This is a genomic window from sulfur-oxidizing endosymbiont of Gigantopelta aegis (genome assembly GCF_016097415.1).
Lineage (GTDB): Bacteria > Pseudomonadota > Gammaproteobacteria > GRL18 > GRL18 > GRL18.
The window spans coordinates 4,154,950-4,173,871 of sequence record NZ_JAEHGE010000001.1 but is presented as its reverse complement, the minus strand read 5'-3'; the positions used below and the strand labels follow the sequence as shown (position 1 = coordinate 4,173,871).

At 37.5% G+C, this 18,922-nt stretch carries 22 protein-coding genes and 3 pseudogenes; 17 read left to right on the top strand and 8 right to left on the bottom strand.

Features of this window, described 5'->3' with window-relative positions; all coding sequences use genetic code 11:
- The first annotated feature begins 47 nt into the window (after positions 1 to 47).
- The 8 genes and pseudogenes from JEU79_RS21765 to JEU79_RS28995 all read left to right on the top strand — a co-directional run bounded on the left by JEU79_RS21765 (position 48) and on the right by JEU79_RS28995 (position 5,432).
- Positions 48 to 338: a hypothetical protein gene (locus JEU79_RS21765; protein WP_198265743.1), complete on the top strand. Its 291-nt coding sequence runs from the start codon at positions 48 to 50 to the stop codon at positions 336 to 338.
- 33 nt (positions 339 to 371) lie between these two features.
- Positions 372 to 656: a hypothetical protein gene (locus JEU79_RS21760; RefSeq protein WP_198265742.1), complete on the top strand. Its 285-nt coding sequence runs from the start codon at positions 372 to 374 to the stop codon at positions 654 to 656.
- 9 nt (positions 657 to 665) lie between these two features.
- On the top strand, positions 666 to 1,244 hold the full coding sequence (locus tag JEU79_RS21755) for an SDR family NAD(P)-dependent oxidoreductase (protein WP_198265741.1): 579 nt from the start codon (positions 666 to 668) through the stop codon (positions 1,242 to 1,244).
- Positions 1,244 to 2,596 carry an ANL family adenylate-forming protein gene (locus JEU79_RS21750; protein WP_198265740.1) on the top strand — a complete coding sequence of 451 codons (1,353 nt, stop codon included), beginning with the start codon at positions 1,244 to 1,246 and terminating at the stop codon, positions 2,594 to 2,596. The genes JEU79_RS21755 and JEU79_RS21750 overlap by 1 nt, the downstream gene beginning before the upstream one ends.
- Positions 2,597 to 2,601: 5 nt before the next feature.
- Positions 2,602 to 3,204, top strand: a complete 603-nt coding sequence (locus JEU79_RS21745) for an acyltransferase (RefSeq protein WP_198265739.1) — start codon at positions 2,602 to 2,604, stop codon at positions 3,202 to 3,204.
- A 13-nt stretch (positions 3,205 to 3,217) separates the two neighbouring features.
- Positions 3,218 to 3,457 (top strand): acyltransferase family protein, encoded by a 240-nt coding sequence (locus JEU79_RS28185; RefSeq protein WP_343074996.1) that lies wholly within the window; start codon positions 3,218 to 3,220, stop codon positions 3,455 to 3,457.
- 78 nt (positions 3,458 to 3,535) lie between these two features.
- Positions 3,536 to 4,603 (top strand): annotated as a pseudogene (locus tag JEU79_RS29000) (IS3 family transposase).
- A 365-nt stretch (positions 4,604 to 4,968) separates the two neighbouring features.
- A pseudogene (locus tag JEU79_RS28995) lies at positions 4,969 to 5,432 on the top strand (glycosyltransferase).
- A gap of 321 nt (positions 5,433 to 5,753) precedes the next feature.
- Here JEU79_RS28995 and vapC read toward each other — a convergent pair.
- Positions 5,754 to 6,147: pseudogene (gene vapC / locus JEU79_RS21710) on the bottom strand (type II toxin-antitoxin system VapC family toxin).
- Positions 6,144 to 6,338, bottom strand: a complete 195-nt coding sequence (locus JEU79_RS21705) for a type II toxin-antitoxin system VapB family antitoxin (protein ID WP_198265733.1) — start codon at positions 6,336 to 6,338, stop codon at positions 6,144 to 6,146. Before JEU79_RS21705 ends, vapC begins: the two are co-directional and overlap by 4 nt.
- Before the next feature lie 481 nt (positions 6,339 to 6,819).
- Here JEU79_RS21705 and JEU79_RS27055 point away from each other — a divergent pair, with 481 nt between their 5' ends.
- The 6 genes from JEU79_RS27055 to JEU79_RS21685 all read left to right on the top strand — a co-directional run bounded on the left by JEU79_RS27055 (position 6,820) and on the right by JEU79_RS21685 (position 11,114).
- A complete protein-coding gene (locus tag JEU79_RS27055) occupies positions 6,820 to 7,404 on the top strand; it encodes a hypothetical protein (RefSeq protein WP_246540457.1) in 585 nt (194 codons plus the stop codon).
- A complete protein-coding gene (locus tag JEU79_RS27050; protein WP_343074995.1) occupies positions 7,370 to 7,648 on the top strand; it encodes a hypothetical protein in 279 nt (92 codons plus the stop codon). The genes JEU79_RS27055 and JEU79_RS27050 overlap by 35 nt, the downstream gene beginning before the upstream one ends.
- Entirely contained in the window at positions 7,626 to 8,435 is an 810-nt protein-coding gene (locus JEU79_RS27045) for an IS66 family transposase (RefSeq protein ID WP_198262761.1), read from the top strand. The genes JEU79_RS27050 and JEU79_RS27045 overlap by 23 nt, the downstream gene beginning before the upstream one ends.
- Positions 8,436 to 9,239: 804 nt before the next feature.
- Positions 9,240 to 9,737, top strand: a complete 498-nt coding sequence (locus JEU79_RS21695) for a hypothetical protein (protein ID WP_198265732.1) — start codon at positions 9,240 to 9,242, stop codon at positions 9,735 to 9,737.
- Entirely contained in the window at positions 9,731 to 10,615 is an 885-nt protein-coding gene (locus JEU79_RS21690; RefSeq protein WP_198265731.1) for a BatD family protein, read from the top strand. Before JEU79_RS21695 ends, JEU79_RS21690 begins: the two co-directional genes overlap by 7 nt.
- A gap of 100 nt (positions 10,616 to 10,715) precedes the next feature.
- Entirely contained in the window at positions 10,716 to 11,114 is a 399-nt protein-coding gene (locus tag JEU79_RS21685; RefSeq protein WP_198265730.1) for a hypothetical protein, read from the top strand.
- Positions 11,115 to 11,365: 251 nt separating this feature from the next.
- Here JEU79_RS21685 and JEU79_RS21680 read toward each other — a convergent pair whose 3' ends face one another.
- The 3 genes from JEU79_RS21680 to JEU79_RS21670 all read right to left on the bottom strand — a co-directional run bounded on the left by JEU79_RS21680 (position 11,366) and on the right by JEU79_RS21670 (position 13,647).
- Entirely contained in the window at positions 11,366 to 12,514 is a 1,149-nt protein-coding gene (locus JEU79_RS21680; RefSeq protein ID WP_198265729.1) for an IS4 family transposase, read from the bottom strand.
- A gap of 290 nt (positions 12,515 to 12,804) precedes the next feature.
- Positions 12,805 to 13,116 carry a hypothetical protein gene (locus tag JEU79_RS21675; protein ID WP_214660649.1) on the bottom strand — a complete coding sequence of 104 codons (312 nt, stop codon included), beginning with the start codon at positions 13,114 to 13,116 and terminating at the stop codon, positions 12,805 to 12,807.
- A 72-nt stretch (positions 13,117 to 13,188) separates the two neighbouring features.
- Positions 13,189 to 13,647: a YidH family protein gene (locus JEU79_RS21670; protein ID WP_214660648.1), complete on the bottom strand. Its 459-nt coding sequence runs from the start codon at positions 13,645 to 13,647 to the stop codon at positions 13,189 to 13,191.
- A 249-nt stretch (positions 13,648 to 13,896) separates the two neighbouring features.
- On the opposite strand from JEU79_RS21670, the gene JEU79_RS21665 reads away from it, so the two are divergent.
- Positions 13,897 to 14,094 (top strand): hypothetical protein, encoded by a 198-nt coding sequence (locus JEU79_RS21665; RefSeq protein ID WP_198265726.1) that lies wholly within the window; start codon positions 13,897 to 13,899, stop codon positions 14,092 to 14,094.
- 106 nt (positions 14,095 to 14,200) lie between these two features.
- On the opposite strand, the gene JEU79_RS21660 is transcribed toward JEU79_RS21665, so the two are convergent.
- Both JEU79_RS21660 and JEU79_RS21655 read right to left on the bottom strand, forming a co-directional pair.
- Complete coding sequence (locus tag JEU79_RS21660) at positions 14,201 to 14,758, bottom strand: YaeQ family protein (RefSeq protein ID WP_198265725.1); 558 nt, start codon at positions 14,756 to 14,758, stop codon at positions 14,201 to 14,203.
- A gap of 33 nt (positions 14,759 to 14,791) precedes the next feature.
- On the bottom strand, positions 14,792 to 15,523 hold the full coding sequence (locus JEU79_RS21655) for a substrate-binding periplasmic protein (RefSeq protein WP_198265724.1): 732 nt from the start codon (positions 15,521 to 15,523) through the stop codon (positions 14,792 to 14,794).
- A gap of 168 nt (positions 15,524 to 15,691) precedes the next feature.
- Between JEU79_RS21655 and ade the strand changes: the two genes are divergently transcribed.
- Together ade and JEU79_RS21645 are read left to right on the top strand one after the other, a co-directional pair.
- Positions 15,692 to 17,362 (top strand): adenine deaminase, encoded by a 1,671-nt coding sequence (gene ade, locus JEU79_RS21650; RefSeq protein ID WP_198265723.1) that lies wholly within the window; start codon positions 15,692 to 15,694, stop codon positions 17,360 to 17,362.
- A gap of 38 nt (positions 17,363 to 17,400) precedes the next feature.
- A complete protein-coding gene (locus JEU79_RS21645) occupies positions 17,401 to 18,042 on the top strand; it encodes a DUF502 domain-containing protein (RefSeq protein ID WP_198265722.1) in 642 nt (213 codons plus the stop codon).
- Here JEU79_RS21645 and JEU79_RS21640 read toward each other — a convergent pair.
- Positions 18,008 to 18,913: a helix-turn-helix transcriptional regulator gene (locus tag JEU79_RS21640; RefSeq protein WP_198265721.1), complete on the bottom strand. Its 906-nt coding sequence runs from the start codon at positions 18,911 to 18,913 to the stop codon at positions 18,008 to 18,010. The two genes, JEU79_RS21645 and JEU79_RS21640, sit on opposite strands and share 35 nt — an antisense overlap.
- Positions 18,914 to 18,922 lie beyond the last annotated feature (9 nt).

Below are 18,922 nucleotides of genomic sequence, written 5' to 3'. Positions count from 1 at the left end.
GTTTTTATTTCAAGTTTTGCACAGACTTATTGAGAAGTTACTTTTATATGTCCTATGTAATTGATAATTTAAAGGATGAAGAGACACGTACCTATACACGTATTTTGGTTCTTTTAATGCAAAATCAAATCGACCTTGAACAGACAGGTTTTTTTCAGGCTTTGCATAGAAAACAAGCTTATCAGCAGGAAAAAATGACTTATGGTGAACCCGAACATTACACATTAGGCGGAATATTTTATCAGTTAGGCACCGATTTAGGAAAACGTTTATTAAAACTATCTATTAAAAAAGAAATCAGATGGTTTAAGTTGAGATTCTCAGCAATTAAAAATTAAGCTTTACCTTGAATCAAAAAGGAAGTAATTTTTATGAAAAAAAATGATATTCAACAAGTTATATTTGATGCTTTGGAGATGGTTAATAATTCCAAAGAAGAGAGTGAGAAAATTCCTGTGTCAAATGAGACAGAGCTCTATGGCAAAAATGGTTATTTAGATTCAATGGGCTTGGTCGCTTTTCTTATTGATATTGAAGAATCTATGATGGATCAAGATGTTAACATCTCACTGAGTGATGAGCGTGCAATGTCACAATCAAACAGTCCATTTAAAAATGTAGCATCTCTTACTACTTATATCGAAGATTTAGTTTAGGGTGCTGATATGAGCTCATCAAGAAACATTCTGATAACGGGGACTAGCCGAGGATTAGGTAAAAATTATCGGAGCACTTTTTACAACGAGGCGAAATTATTAGACGTACTTATCAATAATGCCGGTGTGGCAAGTATGAATGCCTTTGCTCTAACACCAATAGAATCCTATCAAAAAATATTTGATATTAATGTACAGGGTACATTTTTATTCTGTCAAAAAGCCTTTGGACTTTTGAAAAGAGCCGCCAATCCTAGAATCATCAATATGTCTACCGTTGCAGTGCCATTGCAACTAGAGGGCGAAGCAACCTATGCTGCGAGTAAAAGTGCAGTTGAAACCTTAACTCGAATCATTGCCAAAGAGTATGGTAGTTTTGGTATTACCTGTAATACTATTGGTCCATCACCCATTGATACAGCTCTTATTAAAGGTGTGGCAAAAGAGAAAATTGTTGAACTGATAAAGCGTCAAGCAGTGCAAAAAATGGCTACACCAGATGATATTATTAATCTGGCAGATTTTTACCTGCGTCCAGAAAGCAAAATGATTAGCAGCCAGGTTATTTATCTTGGTGGCGTATCCTAATGATTGACTTTTTTTTGCAAAAAATGCGAGATACTCCAGCGCATCAGGCTTTAGTTTCGTTTCAATTTTCAGCAACATATCAAGGTTTACTGGAGTCTTTTGAAAAGTTTTCTCTTTGGATTAAAGAAAAAAACATTCTTCCTGGTGCCGTTGTCTCCTTTGATGGTGATTATTCGCCCTTGTCCATTGCACTGTTTTTATCATTGATAAAAAATAACAATATTATCGTTCCTTTGTCATTAGATTCAAAAAATCATTTTAGTGAGTTTAGGGATATTGCCAGTACAGAATATGACATCTCATTGGAAAATGGACAACCCGTATTGAGCAAAACACAAAGAATAGCAGACCATTCAATATACCAAAAATTGAGAGAGCAGCAACATCCTGGCTTAGTGTTATTTTCATCAGGTTCAACCGGCAAGAGTAAAGCCATCGTTCAAGATCTTAATAAACTGATGGGTAAATTTACTACGCCCAGAAAATCACTTAGAATGCTTATTTTTCTACAATTAGATCATATTGGCGGCATTAATTCATTGCTTTATTCGTTAGCGAACAATGGCATGATTATTGTGTCGGATGACAGAAGTTCAGCAGGTGTTTGTCGAGCGGTTGAAGCTTTTAAAGCCGAGCTTTTGCCTACGTCGCCTACCTTCTTAAATTTGCTGATGCTCTCTAAAGTTTACCAAGACTATGATTTGTCATCATTGAAATTGATCACTTATGGTACCGAGCCTATGCAGGAAAGTACTCTGAAAAGGTTAACAAGTATTTTACCGGGTACGATATTACAGCAAACCTATGGACTTTCAGAAGTAGGCATACTTCGTTCAAAATCACGCTCATCTGACTCACTTTGGTTAAAAGTAGGCGGTGAAGAATTTACCACGAAAATTGTCAATGATACATTATGGATCAAATCAGATTCTGCTATGTTAGGTTACCTCAATGCCCCCAACCCATTTGATGAAGAGGGCTTTTTAGATACTGGAGACTTGGTCGAACAAGACGGTGACTGGATTCGCATCCTGGGTCGTGCCAGCGAGATTATCAATGTCGGTGGCTATAAAGTTTTTCCAGCCGAAGTTGAAAGTGTGTTGTTAGAAATGGAAAATGTTGAAGATGTGGTTGTGTTTGGCCAGGATCATATGCTGACAGGAAAAATAGTTGTTGCCAAGATTAAATTACTGACTCCTGAAACCTTAAGGGAACTGAAGGCACGTATGTTGGTTTTTTGTAGAAGTAAACTCCAATCGTATAAAGTGCCGGGTAAAATCATTATAACGGATGAAACTATCTACAATGAGCGTTTTAAGCGTATGAGACGTATAAAAAAAGAACTGGACTAAATAATATGATAAAACAAAGCTTAAAATATTTATTAAATCTGTTATCCCAGTTGCTTGTGTTTCCTCTGGTTGCTCTTTGTAAACTGGAAGAAATATTATTCTCTAAAGACGTGGAATTCATTTTTAATATTTGTACGCATATTCTAGCCTTACAACCAGGCGTTCCGGGGGCTTTTTTGCGTCGAGGATTTTATTCTCTTATTTTGGACGAATGCTCAGCGCATTGTCATATTGGTTTTGGTACTATTTTTTCCCATCGTTATAGCAAAGTGGGCAAGCATGTCTATATTGGTAGCTATTCAATCATTGGCTCGTCTGAATTAGGTGATCATTGTTTAATTGGAAGCCGTGTAAGCATATTAAGCGGTAAAGCATTACATGTACGGGGAGATGATGGTACGTGGACGCCCTATTCCGCTGATCGCTTGAGTCAGGTAAAATTAGCAGACAATGTTTGGATTGGAGAGGGTGCTATTATTGCGGCAGATGTTGGAGAGGGGAGTATGGTAGGGGCAGGTTCTGTCGTAACCACGAATATTTGCTCACATGTGATTATGGCGGGAAATCCCGCGCGGTTTGTGAAAAAACTCGATGATAATAATACTTGATTAAGATGCTACTATGACGCCCCCTGTAAAACATCAACATTTTGTCGATTGGATGAAAGCATTAGGCATGTTTTTAATTGTCTATGGCCATGTGGTCGGTAACCCACTCAATATATTCAATTTAATATCACAGCCAGTTTATACTAAACAAATAGGGGTTGCTTTTTTTGTTTTTATTACGGGGTGGAGTCTGGCAAACGAGAGTAAAAAAGGGCTAAGAGTTGGTAACTTCTCAATAAGTCTGTGCATTTAAACAGCACAAACTTAATGTGGCTATACTTAACCGGACACACAACTTAAAATAACTAAAAGATAAAAAGTGTGACCTAAAATGAATGATCAAACAAAAAAACCGAATAAAAGCTATACATCAGAATTTAAAGAATCAGCTGTCAAATTAGCTAATGAGACGGATCAACCTGTTGTGATGAACACATTTATGATGAAGTAAAACGTCTGAAAAAAGAATTGGCAAAAGTGATTCAGGAGCGTGATTTATTAAAAAGGCCACAGCGTACTTTGCAAGGGAAACTTTGTGAAGTACGCATGGATAACTGATCAGGCTAAAGATTACCCGGTAACGATTCTGTGCCGTTTTATGGATGTTTCCCGTAGTTGCTATTATGATTGGGTTAGCTCTCCTAAAACGGATAGAGAGAAAGAAAATGAAGCGCTTACTGAGCAGCTAAAAAACTGTTTGAAGACAGTCGCAAGACTTATGGAACCCGTCGTCTTAAAAAGAAAACTGGCTGAAAAAGGCGTTCATATAAGCCGCCGGAGAATTGGTCGATTAATGAAAAAAGCCGGTTTGTTTTGTAAAACGAAGAGACGCTTTAAAGCGACGACTAATTCCAAGCATAATAAGCGTATATCTCCAAATTTACTGGAAAGAGAGTTTACTGTCTCTCAACCTGATCGCTACTATATGTGGGTGATATTACCTATATTGCCACCAAGGAAGGCTGGTTATATTTAGCGGTTGTCATTGACTTATTCTCTAGGCAAATTGTTGGCTGGTCGATGGATGAGCGAATGAAAGCCAAGCTAGTCAATGATGCTTTACTGATGGCCATATGGAAGCGTAAACCAATGGATGGATTGCTTTGGCATACTGACCGAGGTAGCCAATATGCCTCTGATAGTCATAGAAAAATATTGTCGGATCATAACATAATTCAGTCTATGAGCCGCAAAGGAAATTGCTGGGACAATGCTGTATCAGAGCTTCTTTCATAGTTTGAAAACTGAATTGACGCACCATTGTCGATTCAAAACCAGAGTAGAAGCAAAGCAGGCAACATTTGAATATATTGAGGTATTTTATAATCGGGAGCGACTTCATTCGGCTAATGATTATTTGTCACCAGTCGATTATGAAATACAGCAGGAAATAGCTTAAATCGATTGATTGAAGAGGGGTAAAAGGCGACATAAATGCCGCCCATTACCGTTGACGGCCATCGGCTCCTCAGCCTGTGCCGTGAAGATATTGTAACAGGATCATTACCGTTGTGAAAATACCTTGGGTGAATGGAACGGCTCTATCGTTCCAGAGGGCAAAGCCCTTTCTCTTCATCTGTTTAAAGTTAACATGAGAAACTAAAATGATAGGAAATACAAAATGACAAAAATCACTTGAAACAGCCAAAAAATATTTAGAAAACTGTCCGGAAAAGTGTTGACACATCATAAGCACACGGGACTATGACTCAAAAAGGATGAAAAAAACTGCGTGCAGCATTACAATTAGCCGATGACGCGATTGTGTTAGGCACTATTTCACGCTTTGATCCCATCAAAAATCACTCAATGATATTGGCGGCATTTAAAGACATTGTTGCTCGTTTTCCCAATGCCCGCCTACTCATTGTTGGTGATGGCCCCCTCAATGAAACATTAAGAACGCAGTGCCAGACACTACAGATCACAGAACAAGTTATTTTTACCGGTTTTATCATTGAACCACAGCAATATTTAAGTATCATGGATATTTTTTACTGCCCTCATTGAGCGAAGGTACCTCCATGACCTTGCTTGAAGCAATGTCCTTCTCAAAACCCTGTATCGTCACGGCAGTGGGCGGCAATCCCGAAATCGTCATTGATGGTGAAACAGGCATCGTTATTCCGAATGAAGATCAAGTCGCATTAAGCCAAGCCTGTGAAACATTAATCGCCGACGAACCATGCCGAAAACGCTATGGCCGAGCAGGACAACAGCGTTTTTAGAGCACTTTGAAGTGCAACAAATGCTGGCGCAATTTGAAGCCTTATATTCGGGCTAATAGTGTATAAGTGGGGCAGACAGCATACAAACTGGCGAGCACAGTCTTCATTTTTTGCTTCTAATGATTAAACCTAAAAAATCAGTTGAACCTACTGCGACCGCCTTATGCACTGAATCTTAAGGATTTTCCAGAACATTTGACTTCACCCGTAGGGTGACTACGAATAAAGCCAAAATAACCTGTAAAACCCTTAATCTTCAGCACCTAAGTCGCTCTCGCTACGATTCAACTGATTATTTTAGGTTAAAATTTAGAGGCGCAACTAGTCTGACACTGAAAGTAAGTTGAGGTGTGTAACGAATGGCATAAAATCTCTATCTGAAAAGAGCAAGGGATTTTATTTTCAATGCAAAAACTAGCAATAATCACATCTGCAGTTTTTCTAATGGTGACTCCTTTCTTTCTCAATGCACGATAATTATCCGCACATTTAATACTCATACTTTGACCAAACATTTCATACTGTTCCAAAGTTGCTAGTGACTTTTTGCTTTATTATAATCTGTATCACTTCTAAATCCTTGAAGTATTTCCATTGCTATTATATCGCCGATAACTACCATGCCATCGATGAGCGCAAGATCTAGGATGTTGGTTTCTTTACTCTCAATACCATTGAAATAATCAATCCAAATACTGGTGTCAACCAGTATCACTTTCCGCCTCTCATTTCGTTCAAGTCACCTTCCCATTTAAGTTCCCCTCGAAGTTTCCGGATTTCTTGTTGTTTATTGAGTCTTACTAGCATTTTAAGCCCAAGTTCAACAGCTTCTTTCTTTGTGCCTAAGCCTGTAGCCTTCAAAGCATCTTCCATTAGCTGGTCATCAATAACAATATTAGTTCTCATTTGATACCTCAGGTGTATATTTATGTAATATATACACATAATATCATGATGAAAAATATATAACAATAAACCTAAAATAATCAGTTGAATCGTAGCGAGAGCGACTTAGGTGCTGAAAATTAAGGGTTTTACAGGTTATTTGGGCTTTATTCGTAGTCACCCTACGGGTGAAGTCAAAATGTTCTGGAAAATCCTTAAGATTCAATGCATAAGGCGGTCGCAGTGTAACTTCTCAATAAGTCTGTGCAAAACTTGAAATAAAAACAAAAAAAGTCTTGACAGCATTTAGGACAAAAATTGCATTTTCACTGCCCCATGTAATTTATCCCTATAAATGATCCTGTCGATCTGTCTCAGATCGAAATAGAATATTTTTGAATATTATCTTAACTGAGAGGAGTTTGATCAACACAGGGCAAACTAAAGAGCCTTAAAAGCCATGATACAATTGTTTTATTGAAAACAACCTGTATTGATTATAGTGAAAAAATTACCTCCAATTCCAGAGATACCTGAAGAAGAAAAGACACCGGTAGTCCGATTACTCCTTGCTTTCATGGAGCAACAACAGGAAATCATTCAAAACCAACAGGTTGAAATCGATGCCCTTAAAACAGAAGTTGCTAAGCTTAAAAAGCTACCTCCAAAGCCTAAAATAAGAGCCAGTAAATTGCCAAAGGATGATGACAATGATAATCCGACAGGTCATTCAGGAAGCAAGAAAAACAACTCAGGAAATGGGACTAGTAAAAGTCGTAAACGAAAGAAGAAATTGGCTATTCATAAAACCACCGTTATCAAACCAGATAACCTGCCAGAACATTCACGTTTTTTAGGGTATCAGGATTATTTTGTTCAGGAGCTGCTGATTAAGCCTTTCAATACTCGTTATCGATTGGCTCGCTATAAAACACCCGATGGTGATACCTGTATAGGAAAATTGAGCTTTGATACACATATAGGACATTTTTGGCCATACATTACAGAGTTATATCGTTTATCAATATTATCACCAGAGAGTGACTCAGCCATTGATAATACAACAATTAACAGAATTAGGTTTTGATATTTCAACGGGTCAGATCAATGAGATTTTAATCCATGACAAAGACCATTTTCATACTGAAAAAAATACATTGCTAACTGCCGGTATCAACAATAGTACTTATATCCATGTTGATGATACGGGTAGTCGTCATGATGGAAAGAATGGTTATTGTACTCACGTTGGCAATGAAACCTTTGCCTGGTTTTCAAGTACTCGATATAAGAGCCGGATTAATTTAATTGTTACGAGGTGCTGCTGTTGATTATACGCTCAACGATGCAGCACTTGATTATATGAGAGCAGAAAAATTACCTCACAAGCCATTGAGCGTTATTGAACAAAGTCATCAGACTTGCTTTGATAATGAAGAAGCCTGGAAATACTATCTGCAGAACAATAGTATCATAACACAACGGCATGTTCGCATTGCCACAGAAGGCGCTTTACTGGGGGCATTAATTAACAGTGGCTTTCCAAGTGATTTGGTGATTGTGAGTGATGATGCAGGACAATTTGATATTTTGTTGCACGCATTATGTTGGATACATGCAGACAGAGTGTTTCAGCGGATACTACCACTCAATGAGCGACATGATAAAGAACTGAACTGGGTACATACTCAGATTTGGGAACTATTTTATGATCTCAAACAATATAAACTTGAGCCAGATGATCCGTTGAAGTCAGCGATTGCTGAACATTTTGATGAATTGTGCCGGACTAAAACAAGCTTTGAAACGTTGAATCAGGCACTGAAACGATTGGCAAGAAATAAAACAGAATTACTGCTGGTATTGGAACGGCCTGATATTCCTCTTCATAATAATTTGAGTGAAAATGATATTCGAGAATATGTTATTAAGCGTAAAATTAGTGGTAGTACACGCTCAAAGGATGGGCAACTTTGCAGAGATACCTTTGTCAGTTTAAAGAAAACTTGTTTGAAACAAGGAATTTCATTCTGGGATTTTATTAATGACCGGATCAGCAAGAGAAATTTGATCCCATATCTGCCTGAGTTGCTGAAAGGTAAAGTTTGTGCTGTTTAAATGCACAGACTTATTGAGAAGTTACGTCGCAGTAGGTTCAACTGATTTTTTTAGGATAAAGGGCGTTGGAGGTAAAAAAACGCCCTAAATATGTACCAGGCAGGCGCTGCCATCAACTTTATTGCTGAGGTAACTCATCTGACTCACGATGAAATTAAAATATGACTGAAGCCTGAGCTTAAGTCATAAGTACGTGACCGATTAATTGTCGATAAAATATTTTGACTCTGAAGGAAATGATGTATTTAATTGATATCAATGTGATTAGTGAGATCCACAGAGGTATTAAGCGTCTTTTTCATCGTAGTGATATTAAAAAGCGTATCAGTTAGAAGAATGGCTAAATTTAATTTTAGATGAATACCAGGGTAACCAATTAAATATAGATGAAGAAATCGCTCAACTTTGGTGTAAACTTAGAGTACCACACCATGAACATGTACTTGATAAGCAGATTTCAGCGACTGCAATTATAAATGAATTAACATTGGTGACAAGAAATGTTAATGATTTTCAAAAAACAGGTGTAAAAATATCAAATCTTTTTAATTAGCACCATTCGCAGACCTAAACAAGAAAAGACAACATGATAAACAAACTTTTTTTAATAAACATGCTAATTGTCTTACTCTTTTCCACAACTTATGCCGCATGTGTACGTACCTCTTTACCAATTGCTCGCTCAAAAAATGATGTGTCAACACTTTTCCGGACAGTTTTCTAAATATTTTTTTGGCTGTTTCAAGTGATTTTTGTCATTTTGTATTTCCTATCATTTTAGTTTCTCATGTTAACTTTAAATAGATGAAGATTACTATACTTTTTAATGATGCACAATTATTAGGTGTCGATAAGAATAAAACACGCTTAAACAAAAGCTTTTCTGATAGTATGAGCATTGCAGTACATCGTCGTATTGCAGACATTACTAAAACGCAGCAACGGGCTGAATGGTTTGCTGCGGCACGAAAAATACCTGAGGAATTTAATGAATTAATAGCGGATGGTCTCTATTTAAAACAAACAAAGCTTAAACAAAATTTCATTGCTAGTTTTAAAGGTGCTGAACAACAAAAAATGTTTAGCCAATTATTAGAACGTGGTTTGAAACGGTATAACAATTCTTTAAATGGAAACATTGGAGATTATGAGTCTAAAAGTAAAGATTTTTGGGTTTCTTCCAAACAGCTTAATTCACCTTATCAAACCGCGCAATTATTAAATCAATTAATGCCTATTGAAGCAGGAATTCATTATCTACCGGATGAGCCTATCATCATTGAAGGTGTTCGACCATGGTGAAATTTTTTTTTAATCTCTCTCTATTATTGTTATTGTTATCAATGATATCTCCCTGTTATAGTGCAAGCAATTCCAATTTTAAAATCATACCCTCTAAAACAACGATTGAAATGGGCAAATTCCTATCAGTTAAACTTGTTTATACCGGTGATGAACTTCCTGGAAAAGCAAATCTTCAAGGCTGGTATCGCGAATTTTTTGTTAATCATCAAAGTATTGATGATGAAAACTTGACTAATGGCTTACTAAAACAAACCGAAATTGTACATCTATATCCAAGGCGCAGTGGCAATCTTGTACTGCATGCGTTAGCCTTAGGTGGTGCAATTGCACGTCCTATTAGCATTAAAGTCACAGATGCCATTAGAAAAGGAATTAATGGTACGCCTATCTGGCAGGGCGTACCGGATAAACCTATATGGCAGGGTGAAACAATACAAATTAGTATTGTTCAGAAACTACTTCAGACCTCTAATCAAGTGACTGTTGAAAAAGTAAACTTCCCTAGTTTTGTTGTGAAAAGTTTAGCACAAGAAAAAACTCCGGATGAAGTAAAAATTCGGTGGTTATTAACTGCACAGAAATCAGGATTTATATCACTCGAACCCCCAAAAATCATACAACGTGGTAGGGGGCGATGGCGTTTTCATTTACCTTATATTACTATCAATGTTAAACCATTACCAAGCTATATACCACCCACGGTACCTGTTGGTCATCTTAGTCTTAGTGCTTACCTTGATGACAAAAACAATCGGCCATTTTGGTTAGTTGAAATTAAAAACTCTAGCTTACTAATGGAAGAAGTCTATGGCATACGTACACAAATAGCCAAAAAAATGGGTGTATTATTAGCTGACATTCAACTAAGTAAGTAAGTATGATAATAAGCAAGTTTTCCGATTTCCAGTACCAGCGTGGAGTTTAAAGCAGTCTCCAGTAATTGAATTGCAATATTTTGATGTGCAGGAAGGAAAAATGAAATTATTGAGTAAACGTTTACCTACTGCAACTTACATTCCACAAAATTGGCAATATTTATTCTATGTTATTTTATTAATTCTGTGCTTACTGATGATATTGATATTATTTATTGGAATAAAAAAAATCAATGAATGGATACGGTTTTGTCAAAAAATAAAGTTAAGCAAGCAACCTCATGTGTTACGACATCTATTATTGGACATGGATCACAAACAATCACTTGATGCATGGGTTGAATCAAAAGGGGATTCGTTATCTTGGCAGATATCTAAACGATTAAATAAACTTAGCTTTAACCTTTCCAATGATGAGTCGATTAGAGCAGAAGAATTTGAATCAATTAAAGAATTATTGATTAAACTCTATAGATTTAATTATTGGTTAAGAAATTAGGTGTATTCTGATAATGACTGACTTCTTTCTGCTATATTTTAAAATTTAATATTTTCTCATAGGCTGGACCTTAAGGAATTATGAATTTTTAACATCATAAATTTACGCTCCATATAGAGGGTTTAGCCCCAGTTTTGATCGCCCAGATTTTTTATCTCGCTTTATACTATCACGCCGAGTATTGTTTTTTAAAAATAGAATCGCTTTTTCAAGAGCCATTCTGATTTTATCGGGGTCATGTATTATTGAATTCATAATATCACCCATAAAGTAACAAGCAGATTTAGCCACTTTGTGTGTTGAAATGGCAACGCCTGTCGCCTTTTGAGCAACATGGGCAATAAACCTTTTAAAATGGCCGCACATAAGGAAGCCCAAATCAGCCCCTCAACAATGGCTTCTTTTTCAGTGACAAATGTCCTCAGATTGGCAAATGATTTCCATTCTTTAAACATCAACTCAATTTGCCAGCGAAGTCGGTACGCTTCAATAATATGTTCTGGTGAAAATGTATCTCGTGGCAAATTTGTCGTTAAATATTGAAAGTAATTGGCCACGGGGTTCCAACTAACAATCATTCGGCAATTAATTATTTTATCTTTTTCTTCCCATTGAATATCCATATCAATTACATCAGTTTTAGATAATTTTTCTTTTATGTCTTTGAGCTTTTTATTTGAAAATTTCTTAAGCTGTTTATCATCGATCAGTACTTTTTTAACATTAGGGTTTATTGCTGAAGTCGCTTTAATGATGCAATAAACACTGCTTTGTTGTAATACACGATACATGTAATCCTTTTTAAAATAGCCTCTGTCTCCCATAATTAAAGTGTCTTCTAATTGCTCAGGCTTTGGTAAATATTGGGCTTCAGCATTTGTGTCGGGAGTTAATATAATCGTCTCAGGTGTTTCTGAATATAAATCCAATGCAACATGCAACTCAACTGCCGCTGGGTTATAGTGGCTGAAACGACCAGGAAGCTTGTCTTTTAATTTGGGATTAACAGCAAAAGAAGAACCATCCTGTAATAGGATTTTCTTAAATATTTCAAATGGACTACCTTTGTTAAATGCCAGTGATTGATAGGCAAACTCATTGAGTAAATGTTCTAACATATGACGCATAAAAACAGGGAATTGCTTCTTTCGTAGTTGGTTATGAAATGGCTTATAAGCAATATTGATCCCAAACAGATTATTAAATCCTCGATGAAGATCTGCTATTGTTTTTATCTCATGTTGTGAAAGAACCGTTATAAAAGCCATGCCCAATCGGTAAGGTGTTATTTGCCTACAGCGTGATGCCAGTTTTAAGGATTTCCCCAAATCATTTAATGTCTTTTCTGAAAAAAACTTTTTGCATTTATTTCCAAGTTGTTTAATATAGATTTTGTTCATTTGATCAGTTCGCTATAAGTATTGGTCTACTTGATCTGATCATTTGAACGCCTAATAGTTCAACTTAAATGCTTAAATATAGCTGTTTTTTTACTCTTTTTTATATTTTGGTTCTTCTCCGCTTTGATGAGTGTAAATTCACATTCAAAACCCTGTTAAGCATTGATACATAAAAACTTTTCTTATCAAGAAGGCTTTTTATAGTTTTACCTATACACATAACCTTGCTTATGTTGCTCAGCCAAATAAAGATGAGCTCTATAGGCTGAAATGGATAAGTTGTTCACTCATCAAAGCGGAGAAGAGCCATTATTTTTTTGATCCAGCAGGCTTTGTAAATAATTTTTCAGAGCAATTCGCTCTGTATCTTTTAAGCGTTCATTTGCCGGTAGTTGACTGGCTAAGGTGGTTTCTACTTGATACAAAAAAGCCTGAATTTCCCCCAGCTGTTCAGCATGCTGATTTACCGGAGTGATGCGGTTATAGGACAACCAGGATAATGTCAGTTGAATAATAAGTGACAGCAGTAATAAGCCGCTTAATAAAGAAACGGGTACCCATATTGACTGAATGCCTTTAAGTGGTTTTTTTTTAAACTCCATAAACCAGACTGCTCGCAATAATTCTAATCTCTATTTTTGTCTGCTCCATAGGGTATCTATCCTGCTAATGTTTTATTTGGATGTTGTTATTAATAAATCAATAATGGCAAGCACAGAACAACTGGCCAGTAATATACTTAACACTTTGACAATTTTGACGGGTAGTAAATCGACTTCAAGATGCGATATTTTTACATGCAGATGTTCATAACGCCAGGCTGATAACAAAAATGCGGCCGCACTGAAGATAAGCAGTATAATAGTTACCATCATAAGTGGCCAGACAGGCTCTACATCATTCATAAATTTTTCAATACCCAAAGCGGAAATTAGAGCTGCCAGACCAGTTCGAATCCAGGCCTGATAGGTTCTTTCATTGGCTAGGACCGTTCTATCCAGAGCAAGGTTATTGCTATCAGGTTTTTTCGGTTCGGAATATTTGTTTCCTGAGTTATTCTGTTGTAATGCCAATATTAGTTCCTTTGCCGCCAGTAAAATATTATCTAATGCTACCATAGAATATACTGACACTTCAGCGGAATATCAATCTATGGATGCTCTGGTATTACTCAAAGTATAGTTTTTAAAATATAGATCAAGAATAAAAAATAGTAATATTGTTGTCCACTATTAACCCACAATAAATCACTGATTAATAATTAATTTAGTTTATACAGAACTTCTTATGTTATATTCAGTCCTAGTAGTATATAACCACTTTTTTATGATAATAGATGGTTTATTATCATCTGTTAGGTTTCTTTATTTCAGGAGAAATATATGAGCGATATGCAGCACATAGAAATTAATCGTTACCATAGTGAAATAGTAGACGACGTCAAACAATTGATTGAAAAATATCGCCGGGCAATGGATTGGGATATCCCTGAAAATGATAATAAAAAGTCAGATAAGATTATCTTTGCTGCGATTGAGAGTGCTCTAGCAAGTGTAAAAAAGGATATTCTGGGTAGTTGATTGTGTGCTTAACAACAGATATCTGAAAGGTATTTGATGCCCGATTGTGCCCGCATATCGATAAAATAAAAATATTTGGTTGCCAAATTGTAGTTTTAATCTTTTTTTATTTGCTTCTTAACCAAACTTCCGGTTCGATGATAAGTGTTTGGCTATCAATATTTTTAGAGTCACTCAACCAAAGGATACTATCCTGAATGGTCACCTGTAAATCCATATTTCTAGAGACTAAATCTAGCATTGCAGCGACTTCATCTGCGTTGATATTAATGATTTGTAAGTGATTTAATTGTTGGTATTTGGACTGATTTTTTTCCCACCAAAGAGATGACTTATGGCCGTTATAAGTCACAATAATGACTTGCTTTGAACGCCCCAGTGATTTTCTCAACTGTTTTTCGTCAATTTGTCCTAAACTGATCCATTGTTCAATTTCACCACTGAGGTTTTTATTCCACAAGTCAGGTTCATCGTCAGCACATAGGCCCTTGGTGAAAGTTAGTTCATCACTGGCATATAAAGCAAAAGCCAATAGACGTACCATCATGCGTGATTCAGTTTCAGAAGGGTGGCAGGAAAGGGTTAATTCATGGCTCTGGAAATAATTCCTATCACAGTCACTGATTGCCAGCTTAACTTTGTAGATGGCGGCTTTAATTGCCATTGATATTACCTGTTCTAGATTAATGGTTTCAGGTTAATGATGTAATGTTTTTTTGAAGATTTGTTGATAGGTACCGTCTTCTTTCATTGATTGCAGACTTTTAGTCAGTGACGGGATTAGAGCCTTATGTTTTTTATGGACATAAAGATACATTTTTTTACTAACAATGGGTGGTTGAAGGTGAAAAATATCACTTTTTAGCTGTTTCACTTTCCAAGCACCACTCCAGCGGTCATATAAGGCGATATCAATTCTATTTTTTTCAAGTAATTGAAAAAGTTGCTCAATATTTTGTGTTCTGACTAATGACTTATAGTGTTTGACGTTTTTTTCAAAAATTTTCCAGCCAGTGATATAGGCGATATTGTAAGCTTCAAGACTATCCCAGTTTTTAATCGTGATATTTTTATTTTTTGTGAAAGCAACAAATTCATAGTCAACCATCTTTTCGGGGACTCGAATTAAGTTTTTATATTTTTTCTCCAGGCCAATAATTCGTGCTACATTGCCATCATTAATGCCTGAGTTGGCATTAATGAGTGAACGTTCGGATGGCTGTAGCTCTGCTTTTGCAGATAAGCCAATGCGCTGAAACATTTCTTTTAAAATTAAGTCATAGAAACCATCATGTGCGGTAGTCACAAAAGGATCAGCCTTGCCCGATGAAAAAACAATGACGGGTTCAGCCCATGCGGAGCTGTTTATAAGGTTGATAAACAGGATAAAAAAGAATGAATAGTGAAAAGTGAATTTGAGGGAGGACATATTCCTGTATCCTAAAATATTAATATCGTTAACTTAGGATAGGAAACTTATAGATGTTTTTCAATCAATTCATGGAAAATTATGATATTTTAATTCTAAGATTTATATAAAATGTACCATGAGCGATCACAAAAATTCTGCCCTCACTGAATACCATGAGTTGTAATAATGCCAAATGAACAAGTATTTGAATTAAAAGTTAATTTATTGGATTTTTCGTCTAGAACTATCTCATCTAATAAGTTGTCCTGGCAACAGGGAATTATTAGCCATATTGAGACTTTAGGCGCTGAAGACCCAGGTTTGGATTATCTCTTGCCCGGCTTTATCGATGCTCATGTGCATATCGAAAGTTCGATGTTATTGCCGTCAGAGTTTGCTAGGCTGGCTGTACGTCATGGCACGATTGCCACGGTGTCTGACCCTCATGAAATTGCCAATGTGCTGGGCATTCAAGGGGTGGAATTTATGTTGTCCAACGCAGATAAAACACCCTTTAACGTGTTTTTTGGTGCGCCTTCTTGTGTGCCAGCCACACCGTTTGAAACGGCGGGTGCAGAAATTTCATTGGCTGATATTGAAACACTCTTCGCATCTTCAAAGGTGAAATATTTATCCGAAATGATGAATTTCCCCGGTGTCCTGTCGTCTTCGCCAGAGGTCATGGCGAAGCTGGCACTGGCGAAAAAATATGGTTTTCCCATTGATGGTCATGCGCCGGGCTTAGTGTCAGATAAGGCTGCTCAATATGCACAGGCGGGTATTTCCACTGATCATGAATGTACCAGCTTAGCTGAAGCGCGAGACAAAATTGCTGCAGGGATGAAAATCCTGATTCGTGAGGGATCGGCGGCCAGAGATTTTACTACTTTGCATCCCCTGATCAGTGAATATCCAGACAAGGTCATGTTTTGCAGTGATGATAAACATCCTGATCAACTTTATCATGGGCATATTAATGAATTAGTCATTGCGGCAGTTGCATTGGGACATAATGTGTTTGATGTGCTCACTTGTGCTTGTATTACCCCCGTTGAGCATTATCAATTGCCCTTAGCTTGCTTGCAGACAGGGCAGGCTATGGATGCGGTGCTAGTGGATAATTTAAAGGATTTTACTGTCAAAAGCACCTGGCTTGGTGGTGAAAAAGTGGCACAGCAGGGGCAGACGCTATTAGCATCTGTCAGTGAAAGCGCCCCCAATTGCTTTAAGGCAAAAAAGGTTGCTTTGGAGACACTGGAAATCACCGCATCTATAGGTCAAATTCGCGTCATTGATGTCTGTGAAGGCAAACTTTTTACTCAGGAAAAATTATGCCATAGTGATGATTTTAAGCAACAGATAGTGACCCCGGATAAGCTTATTTTAAGTGCCAAGCCTGATAACGATATTGCGCAATTAACCGTGTTAAACCGTTATCAAGAAAATGCACTGCCGGCAAATGCTTTTGTCACGGGCACGGGGATTCAATCGGGGGCTATAGCATCAACGGTTGCGCATGATTCACACAATATCATTGCCATTGGTTGTGATATTGTTGCGATTCAAAAAGCCATTAATACGCTGATTGATATAAAAGGCGGGATTTGTGTGGTTGATAAAGAACGGGTGCATACCTTAGCTTTGCCAGTTGCCGGTTTGATGTCATTGGATACGGGTGAAAATGTGGCTAGGGAGTATGAGCAGATTGATCATTTAGCCAAATCGCTGGGCTTTACACTGACAGCACCTTTTATGACACTGTCTTTTTTGGCCTTGTTGGTGATACCGGAATTAAAATTAAGTGATAAGGGCTTATTTGATGGCCGGGATTTTAGTTTTAAAACATTGAATGTGTGAGTTGATTATTGTCGCTCAAAATCTAAGGAAAACCATAAATGATTGAAGCTTTCAGTCTAAAGAAATTTTTTAAAGCCGCTTTGTTTGGTGGCATTGTGGTGATTTTGCCAGTGGCTATTTTTGCTTTCTTTCTAAAGTGGCTATTTAAAATGATTACCAATTTAATACAGCCATTGAGCCACTATGCTCTGACGACATATCAGCTTCCAGAAATTGTAGCAGACTTATTGGTGGTGACGCTTATTATCCTGACCTGCTTTGTGGTCGGTTTTATGGTGCAGACTTCCATCGGCAATTTTTTGCATAATTTGTTTGATGATATGTTATCAAAACTCGCACCGGGTTATCGTATGGTCAAAGAAGTGGTGGTGCAGATTTTCGGGCAGTCTGAAAATTCACCCTTTGCCAATGGGCAAGTTGCCAAGGTGCGGATTTTTGGCGAAGACTGTCCTACTGAGGTGACGGCCTTAGTCACTGATCAACATCCCGATGGTCGCTATACGGTTTTTATGCCTACGGGGCCTAATCCGACATCGGGTAATATTTATCATGTGCTACCTTCTCAGGTGACACTCTGTCCTGATGTGCCTTTGGATTCAGCCATGCGCACGGTCATTGCCTGTGGTGCAGGCTCAGGTGAATTGTTTAGTGCTGAGGCGAAGAATAGCCCGGAGCAATAACAATATTCTCAACGCCATAGAGGGTCGGGTAATTTTTTAGCCATAAATGGTATTCATTGCCTTTGAGAGAATGTTTTTCAGAACAGTCAATGTTCCAGCGGCGTAATAAATAACCGGCCACTGCGGCGCGGACATTGATGCTCAATGTATCATCTGATGACATGCAATAATCCATTGCAATGGTTTCCGGATGTGCCAGTGAAGGATGAGGCACAATGGCTAATTCGACAATACGATTCCACTGATTGTCGGCTGCTTGTTTTTCCGACTCTTCAATCACTGATGCTATGATGGTGGGATTCTTGATTCTATTCACCACAAAATCGGCAAAGCGATTATGCTTGCGATCATAAGCTCGAATATGCCAGCGCAGCCCATTGTCCACTAGGGCAAAAGGGATTATTTCTCGTTTTGAAGCGCCACTGGAGAGCGAATAATACGTTATTTTTACGACTTGTTGCTGGTGAATGGCACGGGTTAACACCGCTAAGGTGGTCAGTTGAGTCTGGTTTAATTGTGTGGGAGTATCACAGGTGAGCATTGACTTGCCCTGTTCACCCACATAATCATCACCAAAGCCACTGGATAATGCTGCCAATGCTCGCTCAGGTGTATAGGCAAACAAAGGTCTGAAGTCGGGATTATAAAAATAGGAACGTTGTTTGGTGACATAGGTGATATTGTCTTCAGCCAGTTTACGATACAGGGCTATGTCGCGAGTAGCTGCCGCTTCTTTCATACCAAAACGCTGGATGAGATCACTGCGTTGCATCACCCCCAGAAACATCAAGCGAAAATCAATATGGGATAAGCGTTCTTTTTGGATCTGGCTCAGTTCAGAGAGTGCTTGTTCTTGTTGTTTTTTGTTCATCTAATTTTG

Bases quoted from the DNA above. Each gene is read 5' to 3' on its own strand.
- JEU79_RS21765 (WP_198265743.1), top strand. From the start codon at position 48: ATGTCCTATGTAATTGATAATTTAAAGGATGAAGAGACACGTACCTAT.
- JEU79_RS21760 (WP_198265742.1), top strand. From the start codon at position 372: ATGAAAAAAAATGATATTCAACAAGTTATATTTGATGCTTTGGAGATG.
- JEU79_RS21755 (WP_198265741.1), top strand. From the start codon at position 666: ATGAGCTCATCAAGAAACATTCTGATAACGGGGACTAGCCGAGGATTA.
- JEU79_RS21750 (WP_198265740.1), top strand. From the start codon at position 1,244: ATGATTGACTTTTTTTTGCAAAAAATGCGAGATACTCCAGCGCATCAG.
- JEU79_RS21745 (WP_198265739.1), top strand. From the start codon at position 2,602: ATGATAAAACAAAGCTTAAAATATTTATTAAATCTGTTATCCCAGTTG.
- JEU79_RS28185 (WP_343074996.1), top strand. From the start codon at position 3,218: ATGACGCCCCCTGTAAAACATCAACATTTTGTCGATTGGATGAAAGCA.
- JEU79_RS21705 (WP_198265733.1), bottom strand. From the start codon at position 6,338: ATGAGAACTAATATTGTTATTGATGACCAGCTAATGGAAGATGCTTTG.
- JEU79_RS21695 (WP_198265732.1), top strand. From the start codon at position 9,240: ATGAAGATTACTATACTTTTTAATGATGCACAATTATTAGGTGTCGAT.
- JEU79_RS21690 (WP_198265731.1), top strand. From the start codon at position 9,731: ATGGTGAAATTTTTTTTTAATCTCTCTCTATTATTGTTATTGTTATCA.
- JEU79_RS21685 (WP_198265730.1), top strand. From the start codon at position 10,716: ATGAAATTATTGAGTAAACGTTTACCTACTGCAACTTACATTCCACAA.
- JEU79_RS21680 (WP_198265729.1), bottom strand. From the start codon at position 12,514: ATGAACAAAATCTATATTAAACAACTTGGAAATAAATGCAAAAAGTTT.
- JEU79_RS21675 (WP_214660649.1), bottom strand. From the start codon at position 13,116: ATGGAGTTTAAAAAAAAACCACTTAAAGGCATTCAGTCAATATGGGTA.
- JEU79_RS21665 (WP_198265726.1), top strand. From the start codon at position 13,897: ATGAGCGATATGCAGCACATAGAAATTAATCGTTACCATAGTGAAATA.
- JEU79_RS21660 (WP_198265725.1), bottom strand. From the start codon at position 14,758: ATGGCAATTAAAGCCGCCATCTACAAAGTTAAGCTGGCAATCAGTGAC.
- JEU79_RS21655 (WP_198265724.1), bottom strand. From the start codon at position 15,523: ATGTCCTCCCTCAAATTCACTTTTCACTATTCATTCTTTTTTATCCTG.
- ade (WP_198265723.1), top strand. From the start codon at position 15,692: ATGCCAAATGAACAAGTATTTGAATTAAAAGTTAATTTATTGGATTTT.
- JEU79_RS21645 (WP_198265722.1), top strand. From the start codon at position 17,401: ATGATTGAAGCTTTCAGTCTAAAGAAATTTTTTAAAGCCGCTTTGTTT.
- JEU79_RS21640 (WP_198265721.1), bottom strand. From the start codon at position 18,913: ATGAACAAAAAACAACAAGAACAAGCACTCTCTGAACTGAGCCAGATC.